The organism is Rhizobium rhizogenes NBRC 13257 (assembly GCF_000696095.1).
Lineage (GTDB): Bacteria > Pseudomonadota > Alphaproteobacteria > Rhizobiales > Rhizobiaceae > Rhizobium > Rhizobium rhizogenes.
This window is the reverse complement of sequence record NZ_BAYX01000005.1, coordinates 170,697-192,689: the sequence shown is the minus strand read 5'-3', so window position 1 is coordinate 192,689 and position 21,993 is coordinate 170,697. Positions and strand designations below refer to the sequence as shown.

The 21,993-nt window shown below is 61.2% G+C and carries 18 protein-coding genes; 12 read left to right on the top strand and 6 right to left on the bottom strand.

Annotated elements, in window-relative coordinates:
• Positions 1 to 45: 45 nt before the first annotated feature.
• The 6 genes from RRH01S_RS12870 to RRH01S_RS12845 all read left to right on the top strand — a co-directional run bounded on the left by RRH01S_RS12870 (position 46) and on the right by RRH01S_RS12845 (position 7,897).
• Complete coding sequence (locus RRH01S_RS12870; RefSeq protein ID WP_037222312.1) at positions 46 to 1,284, top strand: ABC transporter substrate-binding protein; 1,239 nt, start codon at positions 46 to 48, stop codon at positions 1,282 to 1,284.
• Between the two features lie 71 nt (positions 1,285 to 1,355).
• The gene (locus RRH01S_RS12865) at positions 1,356 to 2,273 is read left to right on the top strand and encodes a carbohydrate ABC transporter permease (protein WP_007695944.1); all 918 of its coding nucleotides are present in this window, start codon (positions 1,356 to 1,358) and stop codon (positions 2,271 to 2,273) included.
• A complete protein-coding gene (locus RRH01S_RS12860; RefSeq protein WP_034516445.1) occupies positions 2,270 to 3,148 on the top strand; it encodes a carbohydrate ABC transporter permease in 879 nt (292 codons plus the stop codon). The genes RRH01S_RS12865 and RRH01S_RS12860 overlap by 4 nt, the downstream gene beginning before the upstream one ends.
• Positions 3,149 to 3,174: 26 nt before the next feature.
• Positions 3,175 to 5,106, top strand: a complete 1,932-nt coding sequence (locus tag RRH01S_RS12855) for a glycoside hydrolase family 127 protein (protein ID WP_042472012.1) — start codon at positions 3,175 to 3,177, stop codon at positions 5,104 to 5,106.
• A gap of 1 nt (position 5,107) precedes the next feature.
• Positions 5,108 to 6,181, top strand: coding sequence for an ABC transporter ATP-binding protein (locus tag RRH01S_RS12850; protein ID WP_034516447.1), 1,074 nt, complete (start codon positions 5,108 to 5,110; stop codon positions 6,179 to 6,181).
• A 99-nt stretch (positions 6,182 to 6,280) separates the two neighbouring features.
• Entirely contained in the window at positions 6,281 to 7,897 is a 1,617-nt protein-coding gene (locus tag RRH01S_RS12845) for a GMC family oxidoreductase (RefSeq protein WP_034516813.1), read from the top strand.
• Positions 7,898 to 7,940: 43 nt separating this feature from the next.
• Here RRH01S_RS12845 and RRH01S_RS12840 read toward each other — a convergent pair whose 3' ends face one another.
• The 4 genes from RRH01S_RS12840 to RRH01S_RS12825 are packed head-to-tail and all read right to left on the bottom strand — an operon-like array spanning position 7,941 to position 11,286.
• A complete protein-coding gene (locus RRH01S_RS12840) occupies positions 7,941 to 9,740 on the bottom strand; it encodes an adenine deaminase (protein ID WP_034516448.1) in 1,800 nt (599 codons plus the stop codon).
• 18 nt (positions 9,741 to 9,758) lie between these two features.
• Positions 9,759 to 10,391, bottom strand: a complete 633-nt coding sequence (locus RRH01S_RS12835; protein WP_042472007.1) for a glutathione S-transferase family protein — start codon at positions 10,389 to 10,391, stop codon at positions 9,759 to 9,761.
• Positions 10,391 to 11,053, bottom strand: a complete 663-nt coding sequence (locus RRH01S_RS12830; protein WP_034516450.1) for a Rieske 2Fe-2S domain-containing protein — start codon at positions 11,051 to 11,053, stop codon at positions 10,391 to 10,393. The genes RRH01S_RS12835 and RRH01S_RS12830 overlap by 1 nt, the downstream gene beginning before the upstream one ends.
• The gene (locus tag RRH01S_RS12825) at positions 11,050 to 11,286 is read right to left on the bottom strand and encodes a hypothetical protein (protein ID WP_229202649.1); all 237 of its coding nucleotides are present in this window, start codon (positions 11,284 to 11,286) and stop codon (positions 11,050 to 11,052) included. Before RRH01S_RS12825 ends, RRH01S_RS12830 begins: the two co-directional genes overlap by 4 nt.
• A 237-nt stretch (positions 11,287 to 11,523) precedes the next feature.
• Between RRH01S_RS12825 and RRH01S_RS12820 the strand changes: the two genes are divergently transcribed.
• The 6 genes from RRH01S_RS12820 (at position 11,524) to guaD (ending at position 18,554) form a co-directional block, all read left to right on the top strand.
• Positions 11,524 to 12,645 (top strand): BMP family ABC transporter substrate-binding protein, encoded by a 1,122-nt coding sequence (locus RRH01S_RS12820; protein WP_034516816.1) that lies wholly within the window; start codon positions 11,524 to 11,526, stop codon positions 12,643 to 12,645.
• Between the two features lie 78 nt (positions 12,646 to 12,723).
• A complete protein-coding gene (locus tag RRH01S_RS12815) occupies positions 12,724 to 14,298 on the top strand; it encodes an ABC transporter ATP-binding protein (protein ID WP_042472004.1) in 1,575 nt (524 codons plus the stop codon).
• A 1-nt stretch (position 14,299) separates the two neighbouring features.
• A complete protein-coding gene (locus RRH01S_RS12810; protein WP_034516452.1) occupies positions 14,300 to 15,343 on the top strand; it encodes an ABC transporter permease in 1,044 nt (347 codons plus the stop codon).
• Positions 15,344 to 15,357: 14 nt separating this feature from the next.
• Positions 15,358 to 16,293, top strand: a complete 936-nt coding sequence (locus RRH01S_RS12805) for an ABC transporter permease (protein ID WP_037222304.1) — start codon at positions 15,358 to 15,360, stop codon at positions 16,291 to 16,293.
• Between the two features lie 33 nt (positions 16,294 to 16,326).
• Entirely contained in the window at positions 16,327 to 17,184 is an 858-nt protein-coding gene (locus RRH01S_RS12800) for an aromatic ring-hydroxylating oxygenase subunit alpha (RefSeq protein WP_042472182.1), read from the top strand.
• An 11-nt stretch (positions 17,185 to 17,195) separates the two neighbouring features.
• On the top strand, positions 17,196 to 18,554 hold the full coding sequence (guaD, locus tag RRH01S_RS12795) for a guanine deaminase (protein ID WP_034516454.1): 1,359 nt from the start codon (positions 17,196 to 17,198) through the stop codon (positions 18,552 to 18,554).
• Between the two features lie 13 nt (positions 18,555 to 18,567).
• Here guaD and RRH01S_RS12790 read toward each other — a convergent pair whose 3' ends face one another.
• A complete protein-coding gene (locus RRH01S_RS12790; RefSeq protein WP_042472001.1) occupies positions 18,568 to 20,838 on the bottom strand; it encodes an FdhF/YdeP family oxidoreductase in 2,271 nt (756 codons plus the stop codon).
• 140 nt (positions 20,839 to 20,978) lie between these two features.
• Positions 20,979 to 21,929 carry a lytic transglycosylase domain-containing protein gene (locus tag RRH01S_RS12785; protein ID WP_034516818.1) on the bottom strand — a complete coding sequence of 317 codons (951 nt, stop codon included), beginning with the start codon at positions 21,927 to 21,929 and terminating at the stop codon, positions 20,979 to 20,981.
• Positions 21,930 to 21,993 lie beyond the last annotated feature (64 nt).

Below are 21,993 nucleotides of genomic sequence, written 5' to 3'. Positions count from 1 at the left end.
GGTTGAGGAAAAGGGCGGGAGAAACGCCCATGGGAGGAGAGAAACATGATGAAGCGACTTCTGGCCGCGACAGGCCTCGTATCCTTATGCTTGATGACAAGTGTGTCTGCCGCCGAAAATATCTCGATGTGGGTGCGGTCCGGCATCGGCGATTCCTTCAAGAAGGTCGTCGAGGCGTATAATGCCGGCCATGACGACAAAGTCACCCTCACCGAGGTGCCCTTCTCCGAGCTCGTGCAGAAATATGCGACCGCGATCGCCGGCGGCCAGGCCCCGGACGCGCTGTCGATGGACCTGATCTACACCCCGGCCTTTGCCGCGGCGGGCCAGCTCGAAGACCTGACGGACTGGGCGAAGGCCCTGCCCTATTTCAACTCGCTCTCACCATCGCATGTGAAGCTCGGCACCTATGACGGCCATGTTTACGGCCTGCCTCTTTCCGTCGAGACCTCGGTCTTTGCCTGGAACAAGGATCTCTACAAGAAGGCCGGCCTCGACCCGGACAAGGCGCCGACGACCTGGGACGAAATCGAGAAGAATGCCGAAAAGATCCGCGCGCTCGGCGGTGACACCTACGGCTTCTACTTCTCCGGCGGTGGCTGTGGCGGCTGCATGATCTTCACCTTTACACCGCTCGTCTGGGGCGCCGGCGCCGATATTCTCTCGGCTGATGGCAAGAAGGCGACGCTGGATACGCCGCAGATGCGCAAGGCGGTCGATATCTACCGCAGCATGGTCAAGAAGGATCTGGTTCCCGCAGGTGCCGCCAGCGATACCGGCGCCAACTTCCTCAGCATCAGCAACGGCAGGATCGGCCAGCAAACCATCGGTGCTTTCTCGATCGGCACGCTGATCACGCAATATCCGGATATCCATTTCGGCGTGACCCTGATCCCCGGCGTCGACGGTAACCCGTCCTCCTTTGCCGGCGGCGATAATTTCGTCATCTCCAAGGGCACGAAAAAGCTCGATGCGGTGAAGAAATTCCTCGAATACACCTATTCGCTGGAAGGTCAGAAGATCATGGCGAAATATGGCAGCTTGCCGACGCGCGGCGATATTGCCGATCAGGTGCTTCAGGGCCTCGATCCGCGCATGCAGGTTGGCCTGAAAGCCATCTCCGTTGCCAAGACGCCCTATACGCTGCAGTTCAACGATCTGATCAACAGCGCCAACGGGCCATGGGCCGGCTTCACCAATGCCGCGATCTTCGGCAACGATGTCGACACTGCCTTCTCCAATGCGCAGTCGGAAATGCAGTCGATCATCGACAACGCCCAGTAACAAAAATCGCTCGACCAACCGGGAGGCTTAAAGTCTCCCGGTCCTTCCCATCGGAACATCAGGAGCATTCCATGGCGAGCCCTGGAGCTATTGGAGCAGTGCGGCGGCGCACACGGCGGCGAAGTGCCAACTGGCACGGATTTCTTTACATCGCGCCGGCCATGGCGCTCGTGATCGTCTTCTTCGTCGTACCCGTTCTCTTCACCGGCTGGATGAGCCTGCACAACTGGCCGCTGCTGGGCAATCCGCGCTGGATCGGCTTCAGCAACTACACGAGGATGCTATCGGATATCCGCTTCATGGCGGCCTTGCGTTTCACCGCCTATTACACGGTGATCGTCACCATCGCGATCTTCGCTGTCGCCTTTCCCCTGGCACTCTACGTCGAAAAGCAGCGGCCTTTCGTCGGCTTCTATCGCACCATCATTTTCCTGCCCGTCGTCGTCGGTCTGGCGACCGCTTCGTTGCTCTGGGTATGGCTTGCCAATGTCGATAGCGGCTTTTTCTCACCAGTGGCGCAGGCGCTCGGCCTCGTCGACAAGAAGCCGAACCTGCTTGCCGATTTCGACATGGCCTTTGCCACCATCGTCGTCATGGTGGTCTGGAAGATCGCCGGCTTCACCATGATCATCCTGCTGACCGGCCTGCAGGCCATCCCATCCGAATTGACGGAAGCGGCTCGGATCGATGGCGCCAGGCGCTGGCAGCGCTTTCGCTTTCTGACCCTGCCGCTGATGCGCAAGACCATTGCGCTTGCCCTGATCATCTCGGTCACCGGCTCGGTGCTCGCCTTCGACCAGTTCTACATCATGACCAGCGGCGGACCGCAGAACCGGATGATCTCGGTGGTCTATTATATCTTCAACCAGTCCTTCGTGTCCTTCAATCTCGGCTATGGCGCGGCGCTGTCGATCGTTCTCCTCGTCATTCTCGTACTGATCAGCATCGTCCAGCTCTGGCTGCTGCGCGTCGGGGAGGACCGTCCATGACCATCGCAAACGTCACACCCGCAAAAGAGCGCCGCGCACGACGGAAACTATTAGATGGCATCGGCTATCACGGCGTCGGCGTCATCATCGTCATCTTCTTCTTCGCGCCTTTTGCAATCGCCCTGCTCTCGTCATTTCGGCACGGCACGGAGGCAAGCCTGCCGCCATTGCCGCCCTGGCCGACAACCGGCTTCAGCCTCGACGCCTATCGTTCCCTCGATGGCTTCGGCGCTGGCGTCCTGCAGCACACGCTGAACTCGCTCTTCGTCTCGGTGGCGACGGTCGTCCTCACCGTCACAGTCAGCCTGCTCGCTGGCTACGGCTTCTCGCGCTACCAGTTTCCGTTCAAGAACGTCTTCTTCGTCCTGATCATCGCGACACTGATGATCCCCTTCCAGTCGATCCTGACGCCGCTTTTCATCATGCTGGCGAAGCTCGGGCTCAACAATTCGCTCATCGGGCTGACGCTCGTCTATGTCACCCTTCAGCTGCCCTTCTCGGTCTTCATGATGCGCAACGCCTTCGATGCCGTGCCGAAGGAAATCGAAGAGGCCGCGCGCATCGACGGGGCGCGGGACCTGAAGCTGCTCTTCCGTGTGCTGCTACCTCTGGTGCTGCCGGGCGTGGCGACCGTTGCGATCTTCGCCTTTCTCAACGCCTGGAACGAATTCCTGGCGGCGCTGATCCTGCTTTCCAGCAGTGAGAAATTCACCCTACCGGTGCTGATGATCGCCGTCCGGACCGGGCGGCTCGGCGCCGTCAATTGGGGCGCGGTCCAGGCCGGTATCGCCGTCATGACCATTCCCTGCGTCATCGTCTTCCTGCTTCTGCAACGCTACTACATGCGCGGCCTGATGGCCGGCGCGGTGAAATAAATACTCTAACGAAACGGATTAACGCTATGTCAAACAAGCAAAATCGCCAATTCCGTCCGCTGCCCGTTCCGAATGTCGAACTACACGGCCTTTTCGGCGCCCGTCAGGACGCGATCTGCAATACGACGGCTGCCACCCTGCTCGACCGCTGTGTCGAGGCCGGCATGATCCAGGCGATCGATGTCGAGCAGCCAAGCCCCGGCATCGTCATTCCGCTCCAGACCTGGTCGGGCTCGACGCAGATGTTCTGGGACAGCGACCTTGGCAAATCGATCGAGACCATCGCCTATTCGCTCTATCGCCAGCCCAACCCAGAGCTTGAGGCCCGCGCCGATGCCATCATCGATATGTATGGCAAAATGCAGGACAAGGACGGCTATCTGAACGCCTGGTTCCAGCGCGTCCAGCCCGGCCGTCGCTGGACCAATCTTCGCGACCATCATGAGCTTTACTGCGCCGGCCATCTGATCGAGGCTGCCGTCGCCTATTATCAGGCAACGGGAAAGCGCAAGCTGCTCGACATCATGAGCCGCTTCGCCGATTACATGATCACGGTTTTCGGCCATGGCGAGGGCCAACTGCCGGGCTATTGCGGCCATGAGGAAGTGGAGCTGGCGCTGGTCAAGCTTGCCCGTGTGACGGGCGAGAAGAAATATCTCGATCTTGCCAAATACTTCGTCGACGAGCGCGGGCAAGAGCCGCATTTCTTCACCGACGAGGCGCTGCGCGATGGCCGCGACCCGTCGAAATTCGTGCAGAAGACCTATGAATACAATCAGGCGCATCAGCCGGTGCGTGAGCAGACCAAGGTTGTGGGACATGCGGTGCGTGCCATGTATCTCTATTCCGGCATGGCCGATATCGCGACCGAATATAACGACGACAGCCTGACCTCGGCGCTGGAAACACTGTGGGACGACCTGACCACCAAGCAGATGTATGTCACCGGCGGCATCGGGCCAGCGGCTTCCAACGAAGGGTTCACTGACTATTACGACCTGCCGAACGAAAGCGCCTATGCCGAGACCTGCGCCTCCGTCGGCCTGGTCTTCTGGGCGAACCGCATGCTCGGCCGTGGCCCGAACCGGCGTTATGCCGACATCATGGAGCAGGCGCTTTATAACGGCGCCATGGCCGGGTTGTCGCTCGACGGCAAAACGTTCTTCTACGAAAACCCGCTGGAAAGCGGCGGCAAGCATCATCGCTGGACTTGGCATCATTGCCCCTGCTGCCCGCCGAACATCGCCCGCCTGCTCGCTTCGATCGGCTCCTACATGTATGCTGCGGCCGACAATGAAATTGCCGTGCATCTCTACGGCGAAAGCAAAGCCCGCGTTCCGCTTGCAAGCGGCGTGACGGTCGAGCTCGCTCAGGAGACGCGGTACCCTTGGGACGGCGCTATCCGTTTCGAGGTCAAGCCCGACCGCAACGCCCGCTTCGCTCTGTCGCTGCGCATACCAGAATGGGCTGATGGCGCGACGCTTGCCGTCAATGGAGCATCCATCGACCTCTCCGCCGTCACCATCGACGGTTATGCACGCATCGAGCGCGACTGGCAGGCTGGCGACAGGGTCGACCTCAACATTCCGCTGATCCCGCGCACCCTGTTTGCCAATCCCAAGGTGCGCCAGGATGCCGGCCGCGCGGCACTGATGCGCGGACCACTGGTCTATTGCGTCGAGACCACCGATAACGGCGCGGACCTCAATGGCATCTCGCTTGCCGGCGATCCGGCGGCTGCGCAGACAGCGGAGATTGCTGCGCTGGAAGGCGCTATTGCGCTCGACATTCCGGTAAAGCGCGACGATGTGGACTGGGGATCTGACCTCTATCGGACAGCACCGCCACAAAGCCGTGCCGCGACAGCGCGTTTCGTTCCCTATCATCTCTGGGACAACCGCCAACCGGGCGAGATGCTGGTCTGGATCCGTGCCGACCAGTTGCAGCGCGGAGCCTGACATGGCGAAAAACAGCATGAGGCTGACCGGAGTCCGCAAGAGTTACGGCGGACTGGAGGTTATTCACGGCATCGATCTCGAGGTCGAGGAGGGGCAATTCGTCGTCTTTGTCGGTCCCTCGGGCTGCGGCAAGTCGACCTTGCTCAGGATGATCGCCGGGTTGGAAGAAGTGACGGATGGCGAGATCGCCATCAAGGGTCGGGATGTGACCGATCTCGACCCCTCCGAGCGCGGCATCGCCATGGTCTTCCAGTCCTATGCGCTCTATCCGCATATGAGTGTGCGTGACAATCTCGGTTTCGGGCTGAAGATGGCCCGAACCGAGACCGCCGAGATCGAGACGCGCGTCAAGGCGGCCTCCGCGATCCTCAAGATCGACCATCTGCTGGATCGGCGGCCGGGCCAGCTTTCCGGTGGCCAGCGCCAACGCGTCGCCATCGGCCGGGCGATCGTGCGCAAGCCGGACGTCTTCCTGTTCGACGAGCCGCTGTCCAACCTCGACGCGGAGCTGCGCGTTTCCATGCGTATCGAAATTGCCCGACTGCACCGCGAGCTCGGCAACACGATGATCTATGTGACGCACGATCAGACAGAGGCGATGACGCTTGCCGACAAGATCGTCGTGCTCAAGGACGGCAAGATCGAGCAGGTCGGCAACCCGCGCGAGATCTATGAAGACCCCGCCAACATCTTCGTTGCCGGCTTCATCGGTTCGCCGCGGATGAACATGATCGAGGCTGAATGGGGCTCCGATGGCCTTGTCAAAATCCCGGGCGGCTCCGTCAAGGCCGATATAGGGCAGGCCAATCTCGCAGCTGGCGAAAAACTGATGCTGGGCATGCGTCCGGAGCATCTGGTTGTCGTATCGGACGGCAATGATGCGGTTCGGGTAAAGGTCGATTTCGACGAATATCTCGGGGGCACCCGCTATCTTTATTGCCAGACGGAGGACGGTCAGAGCCTGATCGCCGAGTATCGCGAGGGTCCGGATATTCAGCGCGGCGACACGCTTCATCTGCGCTGTGCGCCCGAGAGACGCCGCTATTTCGACGGACAGGGAAACCGGCTGCGCTGATGCATTGCTCTGTCAAAGTGACGCGGCCTAATCGTTTGACCAATAATGAAAATTATGGCGATGTTTGCGCCGTCAGACCGGATCAAGGGGGGAGTTTTGGTGGCGAAGACGTATGATTTCATTATCGCCGGCGGTGGCTCGGCGGCGTGCGTTGCGGCCATGCGGCTGGTGCGGGATTTCGGCTTTTCAGTGCTGATCATCGAGCGCGGGCCGCGCAAGACCGCCAAGCTGATGGCCTTTCCCGCCGGCTATATGAAATATCTCGCTCGCGACGACTTTCTCGAAATGCACCATACGGTTTCGCAGCCGCAGCTTGGTGGTCGCGGCCCCATTGTTCCGGTCGCCAAGGCCCTCGGCGGCGGCAGCGCCGTCAACGCCATGGTCTATATGCGCGGCCAGAGAGAGGATTACGACGGCTGGGCCGCCCATCTCGGCAACGGTAGGGAATGGTCCTACGAGGACATGCTGCCGCACTTCAAGGGCATTGAAGCCAATACGCGCTTCAACAATGAGTACCACGGCATCTCCGGCAATCTGCGCATCTCGGAGCCACAATATACCTGCGACACGACACAGGATTTCCTGCTGGCAGCTCAAGGGCTCGGCCATGCCTACAATCCGGACTTCAACGGCGTCCGACAAAACGGCGTCGGCATCATGCAGCACACCTACGGCCAATGGAACGGCAAGACCGAGCGTTCCGACGCCAAGAAGGCCTTCCTCGATCCGCTCGATGGAGATCCACGCCTGGATATCATCACCGACGCCCGCGTCGATCGCATCGTCCTCGAAAACGGCCGCGCGACAGGTGTCACCTACATCCTTAATGGCGAAAGCCACACGGCTCGGGCGGAGCGCGAAATCCTTGTCGCCTCGGGCACCTATAACAGCGCCAAGCTGATGATGCTGTCCGGCATAGGCCCGGCCGACCATCTGCGAGAGCACGGCATTACCGTCGCCCTCGATCTCCCCGGCGTCGGCGCCAATCTGCAGGATCATCACGAAGTCCCGCTGATCGCCACGACGAAGGGGAAGTCTGGCTATTTCGGCGAGGACAAGGGCTGGCCGATGTTGCGCAACGGGCTGCAATATCTGCTCTTCAACTCCGGCCCGGTGACGACCACCGGTATCGAATCCTGCCTGTTCTACGACCCGGATGGCAGCGATCGACCATCGATCCAGCTCTATTGCGCCCCGATCGTCTATCTCGACCGCGATGTCTCTTCCGCCAAACCGACCCACGGCGTCACTTTTACGTCTTGCCTGCTACGCCCAAAGGCGCGCGGCAGCGTCAAGCTACGCTCGGCTAATCCGGCGGATCAGCCCTTGGTCGACTGCAACTTCTTCGGCGACCCAGACGATCTGCGCCTGACGCTCGCCTCGCTGAAGGTCGCGCGGCAATTGCTGGAAACGGAACCCTTCAAATCGAAGATTGCGGACGAAATCCTCCCCGGCCCGGCCCTGCAGGATGACGAGGCTCTCGCCAAATTCGCCGGCCAAACCGTCAAGACCAATTACCATCCATCCGGCAGCCTGCGCATGGGACCGGACAGCGATCCGATGTCCGTGGTTGACGGGACGCTTCGCGTACGCGGCATCGACGGCCTCAGAGTCATCGATTGCTCGATCATCCCGTTCATCCCTTCGGGCAATACCAATGCCCCGGCCATGGCGATCGGCTCGAAGGCGGCTGAGATGATCGGGAAGGGTTTCTAAAAGCGGTAAAGACGCCCGGCGATGAGACCGGGCTCCCCTGTTATCAAGCTGGCTCGAACAATGGCGCGATCGTCATCTCCGGCACAAGCACCAGGCCCTTATCGGTGATGCGGATTTCCGGAATGACGGAGAGAGGGATCAGGTTGAAGCCCATATAGGGAATGGTGCAGCCGGCCTTTTCCCATTCGACCTTCAATGCCTTCACCTCTTCGGCAACCTCGTGCACACGCTTGTCGGAGAGCAACCCCGCGATCGGCAATGGCACCATGGCCGTCACCTTGCCATCCATGACGACGCAGGCGCCGCCTTGCTTGGCCTCGATCGCGTCCAAGGCGACCTGCATGTCCGCCTGGTTGGTGCCGGCAACGATGATGTTGTGGCTGTCGTGCCCGACGGAGGAGGCGACCGCTCCCTTCTTCAAACCAAAGTTGCTCAGAAGACCATGTGCGACGTTACCAGCCGACTTGCCGTGGCGCTCGACCACCGTGACGAAGCAGAGGCCGTGGCGGTCGAAATGCGTCTGCCAGTCATTGGCCGGTTCGAGTTCGACCGTGACATGACCGAGCACGATGCCCGGCAATTCGGTCTTGATCGTATGCGCGATCACCGGCTCGGTTGGCAATTCCGGTGTCAGTTTCAGGTTCTTCGGCAGTTTCACCGTGTGGTAGGCGGCCTCCGGATAACGGTAGGGATTGGACAGGGCGGCATCGAGAACCGGCGTGACCTTGCGGTCGTCGACCACCAGTTCGCCGCCATACCATGTGCTCACCGGCTTTAGCTCGTCCGTCAGCAGCACAAGATCGGCACGGCGCCCGCCGCCGAGACCGCCGATCTCGTTTTCCATGCCGAAGCGGGTCGCGCCATGCAGCGAGCCCATGGCCCAGGCCTGTTCCGGCGTCATGCCGGCCACGACCGCCTGGCGTGTGACCCAATCGAGACCGAAGAGCAGAAGATCGTCTGCATCGCGGTCGTCGGTGCACACCGCAATGCGCTTGTGGGACGCACCGAGTTCCGTGATGGTCTTGATCGCATGCGGCAGACTATGCCACGCCGTCGTCGGCGGACCGCCACGCAGGAAGAGCCAGATACCGGCCTCCAGCAGATCATCAGCGATTTCACGGTCGATCGCCTCATGCGTGTCGGTCACGCCGGACGCGGCATAGGCAGCCACGAATTCCCGGCCGTAGACATGGCCCGAAACCGGGCGACCGCGCTCCAGTGCTGCTGCCAAGATGGCATGGCTGCGCTCGTCGCCCATCGCGACGGGCACGAAGTCCATCTTCTCGCCGAGCGCCACGGCTTCCGGCCACTTGTCGAACAGAGCCGCTATCTTTGCGGGCGTCAGGTCGCCGCCGGCGGTCTCAAGCTCAGGCGACGTGGCCGGCACAGTGCTCGGCACGGTCAGGAAGATCGACAGCGGCGCCTGGCGCGCATCTTCCAGCATTGCCTCGACACCGGCAACATCCATGACATTGCCGATCTCGTGACTATCGCAGAAGATCGTCGTCGTACCATTCAGAAGAGCCGCCTCGGCATACGCGCAGGCAGTCACCATACTGGATTCGATATGAATATGCGGATCGACGAGGCCGGGCGCGATGATCCCGCCCCTGGCGTCGTAAAGTTTGGCGCCGCCGCCACGGTAGCTGCCGGCCGGTTTGACTGCCGCAATGCGGCCACCGGAGATCCAGATTTCCTTGTCGGCAAGGATGCGCTCCGAATAGGTCGAGAGCACCCGCGCGCCCTGAATGACCAGATCGGGATCCCGGCGGGCGGAGGCGACATCGGCGAGCGTGCGCGTCATGGTCGAGAGCGGCTTGACGGAAAAACGGGTGAGCGTCATCGGATATCCAGTTCAAAATCAATGATAATCGGGAATGCCGGGCATGGTTCGAAAGCCGTCGATGGCGCGGAAACGACGCAGCCACCGGCGCAGTGCCGGATAGTCGTCGTGACCGACGCCGTGGTCGCGGCTGAGGGCAAAGGACGGGAACAGCGTCAGGTCCGCAAGCGTCGGCCGATCGCCGACGAACCACTCGAAGCCGTCGAAGTGGCGGAGCGTCATATGGTCGTCCATAACGCGGAAAGCCTTGCGAGCGGCGGCGCTGAGGAACGCTTCGTCGCCCGGCGTATCAAAGAGCGATTGCAGGCGCGCGGCAACGGCAGGCGCAAGCGCCGTCGCGGAGAAATGCAGCCACATCGTCGTCAAACCAAAATCCGCGGCATCTTCCGGTAGCCAGCGCCGCGCCGGATCGTAAGCCTTAGCCAGATAGGCGAGGATCGCTTCCGTGCCGTGAAGCACGAGGTCTCCGTCGGTGAGCACCGGCATGGTGCCGAGCGGATTGAGCGCCAGCATGGCCAACTTGCTTTCTTCCTTGCCCGGAAACATGTCGACGGCGATGGTCTTGTATGGGAGGCCGAGCATAGAGAGCAGCAGGCGAACGCGATAGCTCCCCTCGTCCATCTCGTAATTATAGAGCGTGATCTCCGCCATCAGGCGACCTCCGCTATATGCTCAAGATCGAAACGAAGACCCTCGGCCCATTGCGCATAATGCTTCTGCTTGGCTCCGGCATTCACCGCCGGTGATCCAAGAATGACGATGTGAACGGCGGTCTTTTCCGGCGAGACGACCTGAACCGCAACCAGCAACCTGTCGTCGCCAAGCTCCACTGTACCGGCATTCCCGGCGAAATTGCCCACGCCAGCTTTCTCCAGCGCCGCCAAAATATCGTCCGCCCCGCGCTCGACATAGAGGCTGCGTACCGGGGTAACGCCCATCGCCGCGTCGATCTCCGGCAACAAGGCTTCCCGCGCCGTTGTCGCCCAGATGGTCCCGTATCTTTCCTCGGCAAGGTAAGTTGGCACCTTGATCGTCTGCGGCACCTCGAGGCTCGGATGCGCGGGAATGTAGCGACATTGCCCGGCGGTATCGTACTGCCAGCCGTGATAGAGACAGGCGATGTGATCGCCGCGGACGAAGCCAAAACTGAGGCGCATGCCGCGATGCGGACAGCGATCCTCCCAGACATGTGCCTTGCCGCTATTGTCGCGCCAGACGACGATCTCGCTGCCCTCGACGACGGCACCCGCCGAGGTCCCCGGCTCGATCGATGCCGACAGGGCGACAGGCACCCATCCCGCTTCCAGTTTCATATGTCACTCCGCTCGATATCGAGAATGATACAGTCATACGGCCCGAGACTGCAGGCCATTTCAAAGGCGTCGACCAGATCTTCCTGCCCTTTGACGGCGAGCGTCGCCGACATTGCATCACAGGCTTCCATCTCGATGTCCAGATCCAGCCGCCGGGCGCGATGCTGCGCAAACTCGATGAAACTGTCGCAGACCATCTGCCCTCGAAAGATAAATCGCGCCCGATCGGTCATGTCGCGGAATGTCCGTTCGCCCTAGCCATGCCTCACCTTGCGCATCAAAAATACTCAGTATGCATAAAAAATATACATGCTTCACTTTTGGGCATTCTAGCCGCCCTCCCCCTAAAAATTCAAGAGACTTCCGAAACGGCCCAACAGATGGCATCGCTCTCGCACGCCGCAACTGGCATAATTGTTGCGTCGATTTCCTCCGGACGCGGTTGGCGTGCCAAACCAAAAGAGGATTTCATGATTGACTTGCGTTCGCTGTCCCGTCGCGGATTTTTGAATATGAGCGCCGCCGGTGCGGCCGCCTTGACGCTGCCTGCCGGCCTTGCCAGCCAGGCGCTCGCGGCGGCATCCTTTCCGGCGATTAAGGAAGAGGATGCGGTCGTCGGCTTCGGCCATGTCGGGCCGATTTCGGATGAAGGCTGGACCTGGGCGCATCACCAGGGCCTGCTCGCGGTCAAGGCCGCTTATCCGAAGCTGAAAAAGATTCTTGAAGTCGAGAATATCCCCTATTCGGCCGACGCGACGCGCACCTATCGCCAGTTTGTCAGCCAGGGCGCCAACATCATCTTCGACACGTCCTCGAACGGCGACTTCCTGCATGCCGTGGTCAAGCAGGCTCCGGAGGTCGCATTCCTCGAATGCGGCGGCCTCGTCAACATGGACAATCTCGGCTGGTATTACCTGGCGCACTGGTATCCGACCTATGTCATCGGCGTTGCCGCCGGCCACCTGTCGAAGACCGGCAAGCTCGGCTATGTCGCCTCCTTCCCGGTCTCGTCGGTCTTTGCCTCCACCAACGCCTTCCTGATGGGCGCCCGCTCCGTCAATCCGAATGCGACGCTGCAAACCATCGCCATCAATTCCTGGTTCGACCCGCAGGCCGCAACCCAGGCCGGCACGGCGCTCATCGACAATGGCTGTGACTTCCTGTTCGGCATCATGGACGAAGCCGGCTACCTGCAGGTCGCCGAAAAGCGTGGCGTCTGGGCCGCCATGTGGAACACCGACGTCCGCCGCTATGGCCCGAATTCCTACGTCTCGTCAGTCCTCATCGATTTCAACAAGTTCTACGTCGATCAGGTCGCCAAGCGCCTCGCCGGCACCTGGGCACCGAGCGACACGCTCTTTGCCATGGGCGCCGGCGTCGATCGCGACAAATGGGGCGAAAAGGTTCCGGCCGATGTCGCCGCCGCAGCCGACGCGGTGCGCGAGAAGATCATCGGCGGCTGGTCGCCGTTTGCCGGTGAGATCAAGGATTCGACCGGCAAGGTTCGCGTCGCCGCCGGCCAAGCGATGACCGACAATGAGCTCTATAATTGGGATTGGTCGGTCGAAGGCGTCACCGGCCTCAGCGCCTGACCGATATCATCGCCCAACAAGAACCTGGCCGGCGCGTCCGGCCAGAGTTACTCTTCATGACACTCTGGTGCCCTTCCGATGACTGAGACCGCGACCCCCTTCTCCGCGCCCCCGGGCACACCGCCTCTGGTGCAGCTCAACGGCATCGCCAAATATTTTCCGGGTGTCATCGCCAACGAGGACGTCGATCTCGACGTCTTGCCAGGTGAAATTCATGCGCTGCTCGGCGAAAACGGCGCCGGAAAGTCAACCTTGATGAATATCCTGACCGGCATCTATCAGCCCGATGCCGGCGAGATCATCATCGACGGTTATGCCAAGCAGTTCGCCACGCCGCTTCAGGCGATCGCTGCCGGCATCGGCATGGTGCATCAGCATTTCAAGCTGGTGCAGGCCTTCACTGTGGCCGAAAACATTCACCTCGGCTGGTCGGAAACGCCGCGCCGCGCCTCGGCCCAGGTGCTGGAAGCACGCACGGCGGCATTGGCTGCGAAATTCAATCTGCAAACCCGCCCCGGCGCCCGCGTCAGCGATCTCTCCACCGGCGAGCAGCAGCGCGTGGAGATCCTACGTGTCCTGGCGCGGCAGGCCCGCGTGCTGATCCTGGACGAACCGACTGCCGTGTTGACGCCGGCCGAGGCCCGCGAACTGTTCAAGGCACTGCGGGATTTCGTGGCGCAGGGCAACGCCGTTATCTTCATCAGCCACAAGCTCGATGAAGTTCTGGAGATTTCTGATCGCATCAGCATCCTGCGCGGCGGTCGCAAGATCGTCACGCAGAACACAGCCGACTGCAATCCGCGCATGCTGGCAAAATTGATGGTGGGACGCGACATCGTGCTTGCCGATATGCGGCATCGGGCGGCAGGGGCCGCACCGATCTCGCCCGAGCCGGTGCTCAGCCTCGACAATGTATCCGCCCTGAACGATGCCGGGAATGAAGCCTTGCATGGCGTCTCGCTACAGGTCCATGCGGGTGAGATCCTCGGGATCGCGGGCGTGGCGGGCAATGGCCAGCGCGAACTCAGCCAGGTGCTGGCAGGCATGCGGCCGATCAGCGATGGGCGCATCCTAGTCCAGGGCACACCTGTCGGTCGCAGCAACGCCGCCGCCTTCGTCGAGCGCGGCATCGGTCATATTCCGGAAGACCGTCTGCATAGCGGCTTGGCGCCTGCGCTCAGTATCACTGTCAACGCTGTGATGCGTGAGTATAAGCACCCCCCTGTCTCATCCGGCGGTGCCTTTCGCCCAAGTGCTGCAACGGCACTTGCTAAGGAAATCGCAGCGGTCGCAGATGTCGCTATCCCGGATTTCGGCATGCCCATCCGCAACCTCTCGGGCGGAAACCAGCAGCGCCTCGTCGCCCGCCGCGAGATGCGTATCGCGAACAAGGTCCTCATCGCCGCCTATCCAAGCCGCGGCCTCGATGTCGGCGCCATCAACACCATGCTGCGCTATATCGTCGAATTGCGCGACGCAGGCACAGGCATCGTGCTGATTTCCGAAGAACTGGAAGAGCTCTTGAACCTCTCGGACCGCATCGCCGTCCTCTACGAAGGCAAGGTCATGGGAATTGTGGAAAACGATAAGGCCGATATCGACCAGATCGGCCTCATGATGGGCGGCCGCGCCCAAGTGCGCGAGGTTGCCTGACATGGCCGCATCCTGGCGTTTCCAGCGCATGCCTTCCGCCTCGCCCGTCATTGCCTTTGGTGCCCGCATCGCCGCCATTCTTCTGGCTTTGGTCTTCGCCGGCCTCATTCTGGCCGCCACCGGAGCAAACCCACTGGAGCTTGCCTCGGAGGTGATTGATGCGAGCTTCGGCTCCAGCTTTGGCCTTCAGGATCTCGGCGTTCTTATCGTCCCCCTTATTTTGACCGGGCTATCGGTTGCGGTCGGCCAGCAGATCGGTGTCTGGAATATCGGCGCCGAAGGGCAATTCTACGCGGGTGCCTTTGGCGCCGCCACGGTTGGCCTCTTCGTGCCAGGGCCGCCGGTCGTGATCCTGCCGCTGATGTTCGCCGCTGGTCTCCTCGGCGGCGCTGTTTGGATCCTCATCCCGACGCTTGCTCGCGCCTATGGCAACGTCAACGAGCTGATCACCACGCTGCTTCTCAACTTCGTCGCCATTCTCCTGGTCTTCTACGTCTCCACCGGCGCCTGGCGCGACCGGATGTCAAACTCAGCGACACGGAGACTGTCAGCCGAAATCCCGGAGCTGTGGGGATCGGTCCATTGGGGGTTCCCGATTGCCATTCTTGCCGCCCTCCTCGTTACGGGCGTGCTGGCCTTTTCGCGTTGGGGTTATGAGGTGCGGCTCGTCGGCTCCAATCCGTCGGCCGCCCACTATGCCGGCATGCCGGCCCGTCGCCATCTCATCACCGTCATGCTGCTCTCTGGTGCGATCGCGGGGCTTGCCGGCATGCTGGAGATCGCCGGAACAGTGCACCGGCTGCAGGGCGGCATATCCAACAATTACGGCTATCTCGGCATCATGGTCGCGGTGCTGGCGCGCAACTCCGCCATCGGCGTCATCTTTTCCGCCGCATTGATGGCCTTCATCCTGAATTCGGGCATCATTCTGCAAACTCAGGGTCTGACGACATCGGCGGTGCTGGCAATCACCGGCCTGATCCTATTTCTGACGGCGATCGGCGACGAACTCGCCCATTACCGCATTGCCCGCGACAAGGCCTGAAGGAAAAAGAGACCATGGAACTTCTGACCGGCCTCCTCACCACAGCCTTTCTCGCCGGCGGCGTGCTGGCGCTTGCCGCTCTCGGCGAAGTGCTTGCCGAACGCGTTGGTGTCGTCAATCTCGGCGTCGAGGGCCTGATGGCGATGGGAGCGATAACGGCGATTGCTACGGTCGCAACCTTCCCGTCGCCGGCAATAGGCTTCATCGCCGCGCTGGTAGTCGGCGCGGTCTTCGGCATGCTGTTTGCCGCCGCCACCGTTTTGCTGCGCGCCAATCAGGTGCTCTGTGGCCTGGCGCTGACGCTGATGGGCAACGGCATCGCTTCCAGCATCGGCCGCGCCTATTCCGGCATGCCCGCCCGCGCCACCTTTTCCGGGATCGAGATCCCGTTGCTGAGCGATATCCCCATTCTCGGCAAGGCCTTCTTTTCGCAGAACATCCTCGTCTATCTGATCTACATCATCCTGCCGGTGGCTCTGAGCTACGTCATGTTCCGCACCCGCCACGGTCTCAACCTGCGTGCCGTCGGTGAAAATCCGGCAGCAGCCGACGCCGCAGGCATTCCGGTCAATCTCATTCGCTTTGCCTATGTCACCGCCGGTTCGGCGCTTGCAGCCGGGGCCGGCGCCTACCTGACGCTCGCCTTCGTACCCTCCTGGTCCGACGGCGTCATTGCCGGGCGCGGCTGGATTGCGGTGGCTTTGGTGATTTTTGCCGGCTATCGGCCGATCCCCGCCGTTCTCTCCGGCCTCCTCTTCGGCCTTATCACCGCGCTCGGCTTCGTCGGCCAGGCGCGCGGTTGGCCGATCGCACCCGCCTTCCTGTCCATGCTGCCCTATCTCGGCACCATGGCCTTCATCATCGTGCCGGTTCTTGCCTGGCAGCGCATGCGCCGTATCATGGCCGCACCCGCCGCAATCGGCCTGCCCTATTATCGCGATGTCCGCTAAAGTAGATTGATGGACAAGGAAAAGGAGCGCCGCATGAGCCAATGTTCCGACAAGGCAGCCCTCGACCAGTGGTACGCACTTGAGACCGAAAAGGAGATTCCATTCGGAACATCCGCCAACCGTCTTCTCGGCACCAATCTTACGGTCACGCGCAGCAGCGACGACACGATTGACATCAAAGCCGACGGTCGAGAAGAACCCCTACCGCTGATCAAGCGCTTCGGCCTCGTCTGGACCACGCTCGGCACACCGTCCGGCGGGCTTTTCGATTTGCCGGAAGCCGATGAGCCGGACCGGCGCGTCGTTAATTGCGGTACGGTCTCGGTGCGCGCCTCCGGGCTCAGGATCGTCGAAAACTTCCTCGATCTGGCACATTTCCCCTTCGTCCACACCGATATCCTCGGCGCCGAGCCGCATACCGAGGTGACACAGTACAATGTCGAGATCCGCCGTGATGTCGATGAGGTCTGGGCGACCAATTGCCAATTCTTCCAGCCGCATGCAGCCCTTTCGGCCAACGAAGGCATCATGACCGACTACATCTATCGCGTCATGACCCCATTCACGACCCTGCTCTACAAGACCTGCCCGAATGCGGCCAACCGCTGGGACGTGATCTGCCTGTTCGTACAACCGCTCGATCCGGACCGCTGCCGCGCCCATCCGGTGATGTTCCTGATCGACGACGTCTCGACGACGACGGAGTTGGTGCATTTCCAGCAGCTCATTTTCCTGCAGGACCGCATCATTCTTGAGAACCAGCGCCCCGTGCTGCTACCACTGGAGCCACGCGCCGAAATCCCGACGCGGGCTGACGCCACCTCGATTGCCTATCGCCGTTGGCTGAAGGAGAAGGGTATCACCTACGGCACGACGATCATGGCCGCCTGAAAGAGAGTGCAATGGATTTACGCGGCAAGACGCTGAGCGCATCGGGTTTTCACTCGCCAGAGCGCGGTACCATCGATGTTCTGGACGACGTGCTGATCGAGATCGATGCCGACGGCGCAATCACCGCCGTTCATCGCTATGGCGATCCAAATTACCGGACCATTCGCGATGCCCGCGAAGCATCCGGCGAGCTCGTGACACTGCCGGCTGGTTCTTATATCCTGCCCGGCTTCGTCGATCTGCATGTGCACGCGCCGCAATATCCGCAGCTTGGCGATGCGCTCGACGTGCCGCTGGAAGTCTGGCTGCAAAAATACACCTTCCCGCTGGAGGCTCGTTATCAGGACGCCGCCTTCGCACGCCAAGTCTATGGCCTTCTGGTCGAAGACCTGCTTGCCAACGGCACCACAACCGCCCTCTATTTCGCCACCATCCATCAGGAAGCGACGCGGGTGCTGGTCGATACCTGCCTCGAAAAAGGCCAACGCGCCTTGATCGGCAAGGTGGCGATGGACAATGCCGAGGAATGCCCGGACTATTATCGCGACCTGTCGCCGGAAGAGGCAGTCGACGGCACGCGGGCGTTGATCGATTACGTACGTGGCCATCCGGACAATCATGAAGGGCGCGTGCTCCCCGTCGTCACGCCGCGCTTCATCCCCTCCTGCACCAATGCGACGCTCGAAGGTCTCGGTGCCATCGCCAAAGAATGCGGCTGCCATGTGCAGACCCATTGTTCGGAGAGCGATTGGGCGCATGGCTATGTGCTCGCCCGCCACGGCATGACGGATACGGACAGCCTCGATCGCTTCGGCCTGCTCGGCCGAAAGACCGTGCTGGCGCATGCGAATTTCCTGACGGCTAAGGACATGGAGACTGTCAAGGCGCGAGAGGCGGCGATTGCCCATTGCCCGCTGTCGAATGCCTATTTCGCCAATGCCGTCTTTCCCTTGCGCGCCGCGCTCGAAAAGGGACTGCATGTCGGTCTCGGTACGGATATTTCCGGCGGCCCGAGCGCGTCGATGCTCGAAAACGCGCGCGGCGCGATCCTCGTCTCGCGGATGCTGCAAAGCGGCGTCGACCCGAACCTGCCTCCTGCCGCGCGCTCGACCTTCGGTCCGGCACAGATCGATTTCCGCGACGCCTTCTATATCACCACATCAGGTGGCGGCATCGCGCTTGATCTGCCCGTCGGACAGTTCGCACCCGGCTATCAGTTCGACGCCGTGCTCATCGATACCGAAGCCGATAAAGGCACCGTCCGGCTATTCGAAGACCGCGATCAGGGTGAAGGCATCCTGCAAAAGATCATCTACACCGCATCGAAGCCAAACCTTGCCGCCACCTGGGTCGGCGGCCGCAAGGTTTAGAGAGACACTAAAGTTATGCGGCCTTGGTGATACGCACCGGCAACGATTTATAGGATGGTGTGCCGCTTTGCTTGTCCTGATAGTCGATCGGGATTAGGCAATTCGCCTCCGGATAATAGGCGGCGACAGAGCCACGGGCGATATCGTAGGAAATCGCGGTCAGCTTCATCTGCCGCTTGCCGCCGGAGGGCAATGCCGTCGAGATCTCGACGAGGTCGCCATGCTCCAGGCCGTTCGCCGCCAGATCCCCATCATTCATGAACAGCACGTCGCGGCGGCCGAAGACGCCGCGATAGCGATCGTCGAGGCCATAGATCGTGGTATTGTACTGGTCATGACTGCGAATGGTCGCGAGCTTCAGAACACTCGCGTCGGCAAGTTCCTTGTCCTCGTTGAGACCCGGAAACAACAGGAACTCGGCCTTGCCCGATGGCGTCTTCCAGATGCGTTCGGTCGGCCCGATGGGCAGGCGGAAGCCACCGGGTACGCGAATGCGCTCGTTGTAGCGCTCAAAATCGGGAAAGACGATTTCGATCTTGTCGCGGATGCGGTCGTAGTCATCGACCAGATGCATCCACTCGACCTTGCTGTTGGGCAATGTCGCCTGCGCCATGGCGGCAACGATCGCCGGCTCGGACCGCAACTGATCCGAGGCCGGCTTCAGCTTGCCGCGCGAGGCATGCACCATCGACATGGAATCTTCGATCGTCACCGATTGCGGGCCGGACGCCTGGATATCCACCTCCGTACGGCCGAGCACCGGCAGGATGATCGATTCCTTGCCGATCAGCAGGTTCGAGCGGTTGAGCTTGGTGTTCATGTGGACCGCGAGATCGAGCTTGCGCATGGCTTCGGCGCAAAGCTCGGGATCGGGAAGCGCGATGGCGAGATTGCCGCCGAGGCTGAGCAGCACCTTCGAGCGCCCCTCTGCCATCGCCTGCATGCCGGCAACCGCGTCATGCCCGTGATGTTCCGGCGGCTTGAAGCCGAAAGCGCGCTCGATGCCGGCCAGCAATGCTGCATTGGGCTTTTCAGTGATCCCGACCGTCCGGTCACCCTGAACGTTGGAATGGCCACGCAGCGGGCATATGCCGGCGCCGGGCTTGCCGAAATTGCCGCGTAGCAGCAATAGATTGGCGATCTGCTGTACATTGTAAGTGCCCTTGGCGTGCTGGGTAATGCCCATGCCGTAGGGAATGATCGTCGCCTTGGATTTGACGTAAGCCTCGGCAACTCGTTCGAGATCGGCGCGCGTCAGGCCGGAGACCCGCTCGATATCGGCCCATTCCGTCTGCTGGAGATCGGCGGCGAGCGCTTCGAAGCCGTTGGTGTGCTGGTCGATGAAGGCACGATCGATCGCATCCGGCTGCGTCTCCGCCAACACCAGCACCGCCTTCATGATGCCCTTGAGGGCTGCCGCGTCGCCGCCGATCTTCACCTGATAATAGGAGGAAGCGATCCGCGTCGAACTGAAGGTCCCCATCTCGACCGGGCTCTGCGGATCGGCGAAGCGCTCGAGCGCCCGTTCCTTCAGCGGATTGAAGACGATGATCGGCACGCCGCGCTTCGAACACTCATGCAGCGTCCCCATCATGCGTGGATGGTTGGTGCCGGGATTGTGGCCCATCGAGATGATCAGGTCGCAATGGTCGAAATCGTCGAGCGATACCGTGCCCTTGCCGATGCCGATCGCATGCGGCAGGCCGGTGCTCGTCGCCTCGTGGCACATGTTGGAGCAATCGGGGAAGTTGTTGGTGCCGTATTCGCGCGCGTAGAGCTGGAACAGGAAGGCGGCTTCGTTGGAAGCGCGGCCGGAGGTGTAGAATTCCACCATGTCCGGATCGGGCATGCTGCGCATGACTTCGCCGATCCGGGCAAAGGCGGCCTCCCATTCGATCGGCTTGTAGGTGTCCGTCGCGCTGTCGTAGACCAGCGGGTGCGTCAAACGACCGGCGTTCTCCAGATCATAGTCGCTCCACTGGAGCAGCTCGCTCACTGTATGCTCGGCAAAGAATTCGGGCGTCACGCGCTTGTTCGTCGCTTCCCAGGTCACGGCCTTGGCGCCGTTTTCGCAGAACTGGAAGGTCGATGTATGCTCTTTATCGGGCCAGGCGCAGCCGGGGCAATCGAAGCCATCCGGCTTGTTGGTGCGAAACAGCAGCAGCGGCGCTTCGGTTACATCCATCTGCTCGCGAACGGCTTTCGCAGTGGCTTTCAGCGCACCCCAGCCACCGGCGGGGCCGCTGTAAGGACGGATACCCGGGACTTCACGTTTCTGCACCATAGCTCGCTCCTTCAACTGTCTTCCAAGACTCCCTCCCCGAGCTCGGATGATTGACGAATATTCTTCGGACGTTAGCGAGTAAAGTGCAATAGATCGATCTCTCGCCGGAACGACAAAAAAGCGACTCGAGCGGTTGAATCTCAGTTCTTGAAAACCAGACAGCTGCCGCCCTGTTGGCGGATTTGGGCGCAAACCTGTTCCGCTTCGGCGCGCGTTTCCCGGCCGATGCGGGCGGCGTAGCGGACGCGAAAACCGAAGCTGCCATTGCGCTGGCGCACGATGAGCGGCTTCTCCTTGTTGAGCGGCGCGGAAAGCTTGCTGATATCCTGCGAAAAGAGGCGGCGGGCGGCGGCGGGCTGAAAATGCTCGGCAAGCTGTACGCCCCAGGGCGCCCAGGGGCGTTCCTGCTGCAATGCAACCTGCTTCAGCCGGCGCGTGCCGGCGAGCGCCATGCAGGCCTCCAGAAAGGGTTTGCCCTTGTCGAGTTCCGGTGCTGCGATCTCAGGCGGATCATCCTTCCATTGCTCGACCGTATAGGCGGTGATCGCCGCCACGTAGCTGCGCGTCTCGTAGGGAAGGCTGCCGGAATTGAGAAAATTCGCCAGACCATTTTCGCCGGCATTATAGGCAGCGGCCGCAAACCCCAGATTGCCGAAACGGCCACGCAATTCATCGAGATAGACGGCCGCTTTGCCCAGCGCTTCCAAGAGATCGTAGCTGTCGCGAACGCCGCGCAATCTCGCCGTTCCCGGCATGAACTGAGCAATGCCCTGTGCGCCCTTCGGGCTGATGGCGTCGGGCCGAAACATACTCTCGCGCCAGATCAGCCGGGCAAGATAGTCTGGCGGAAGCTTATTGGCCTGGGCGAAATAGTCGATCGCCTCACAGAGATCGCGATTGTAGCTTTCCTTGCGGACGCAGAGCGTTTCGCCGGTATCGGTGATGAACGGTCCGGAGATGCAGGATGGCGGCGCCACGCTCCATTCAGGCTGAGCCCTTGCGGGAACAACGGCAGACATCAGGACGCCGAACGCAGCAACGAAGCCTATGATCTTTCCGGCAAAGCCGGGCCGAAGCTGTCTGCCTGCCATTCGTGCGAAACCCATTGGAAACCGTCAAATCGCTAGGTGTGCTTTCAATAGCATCGATCCGCGA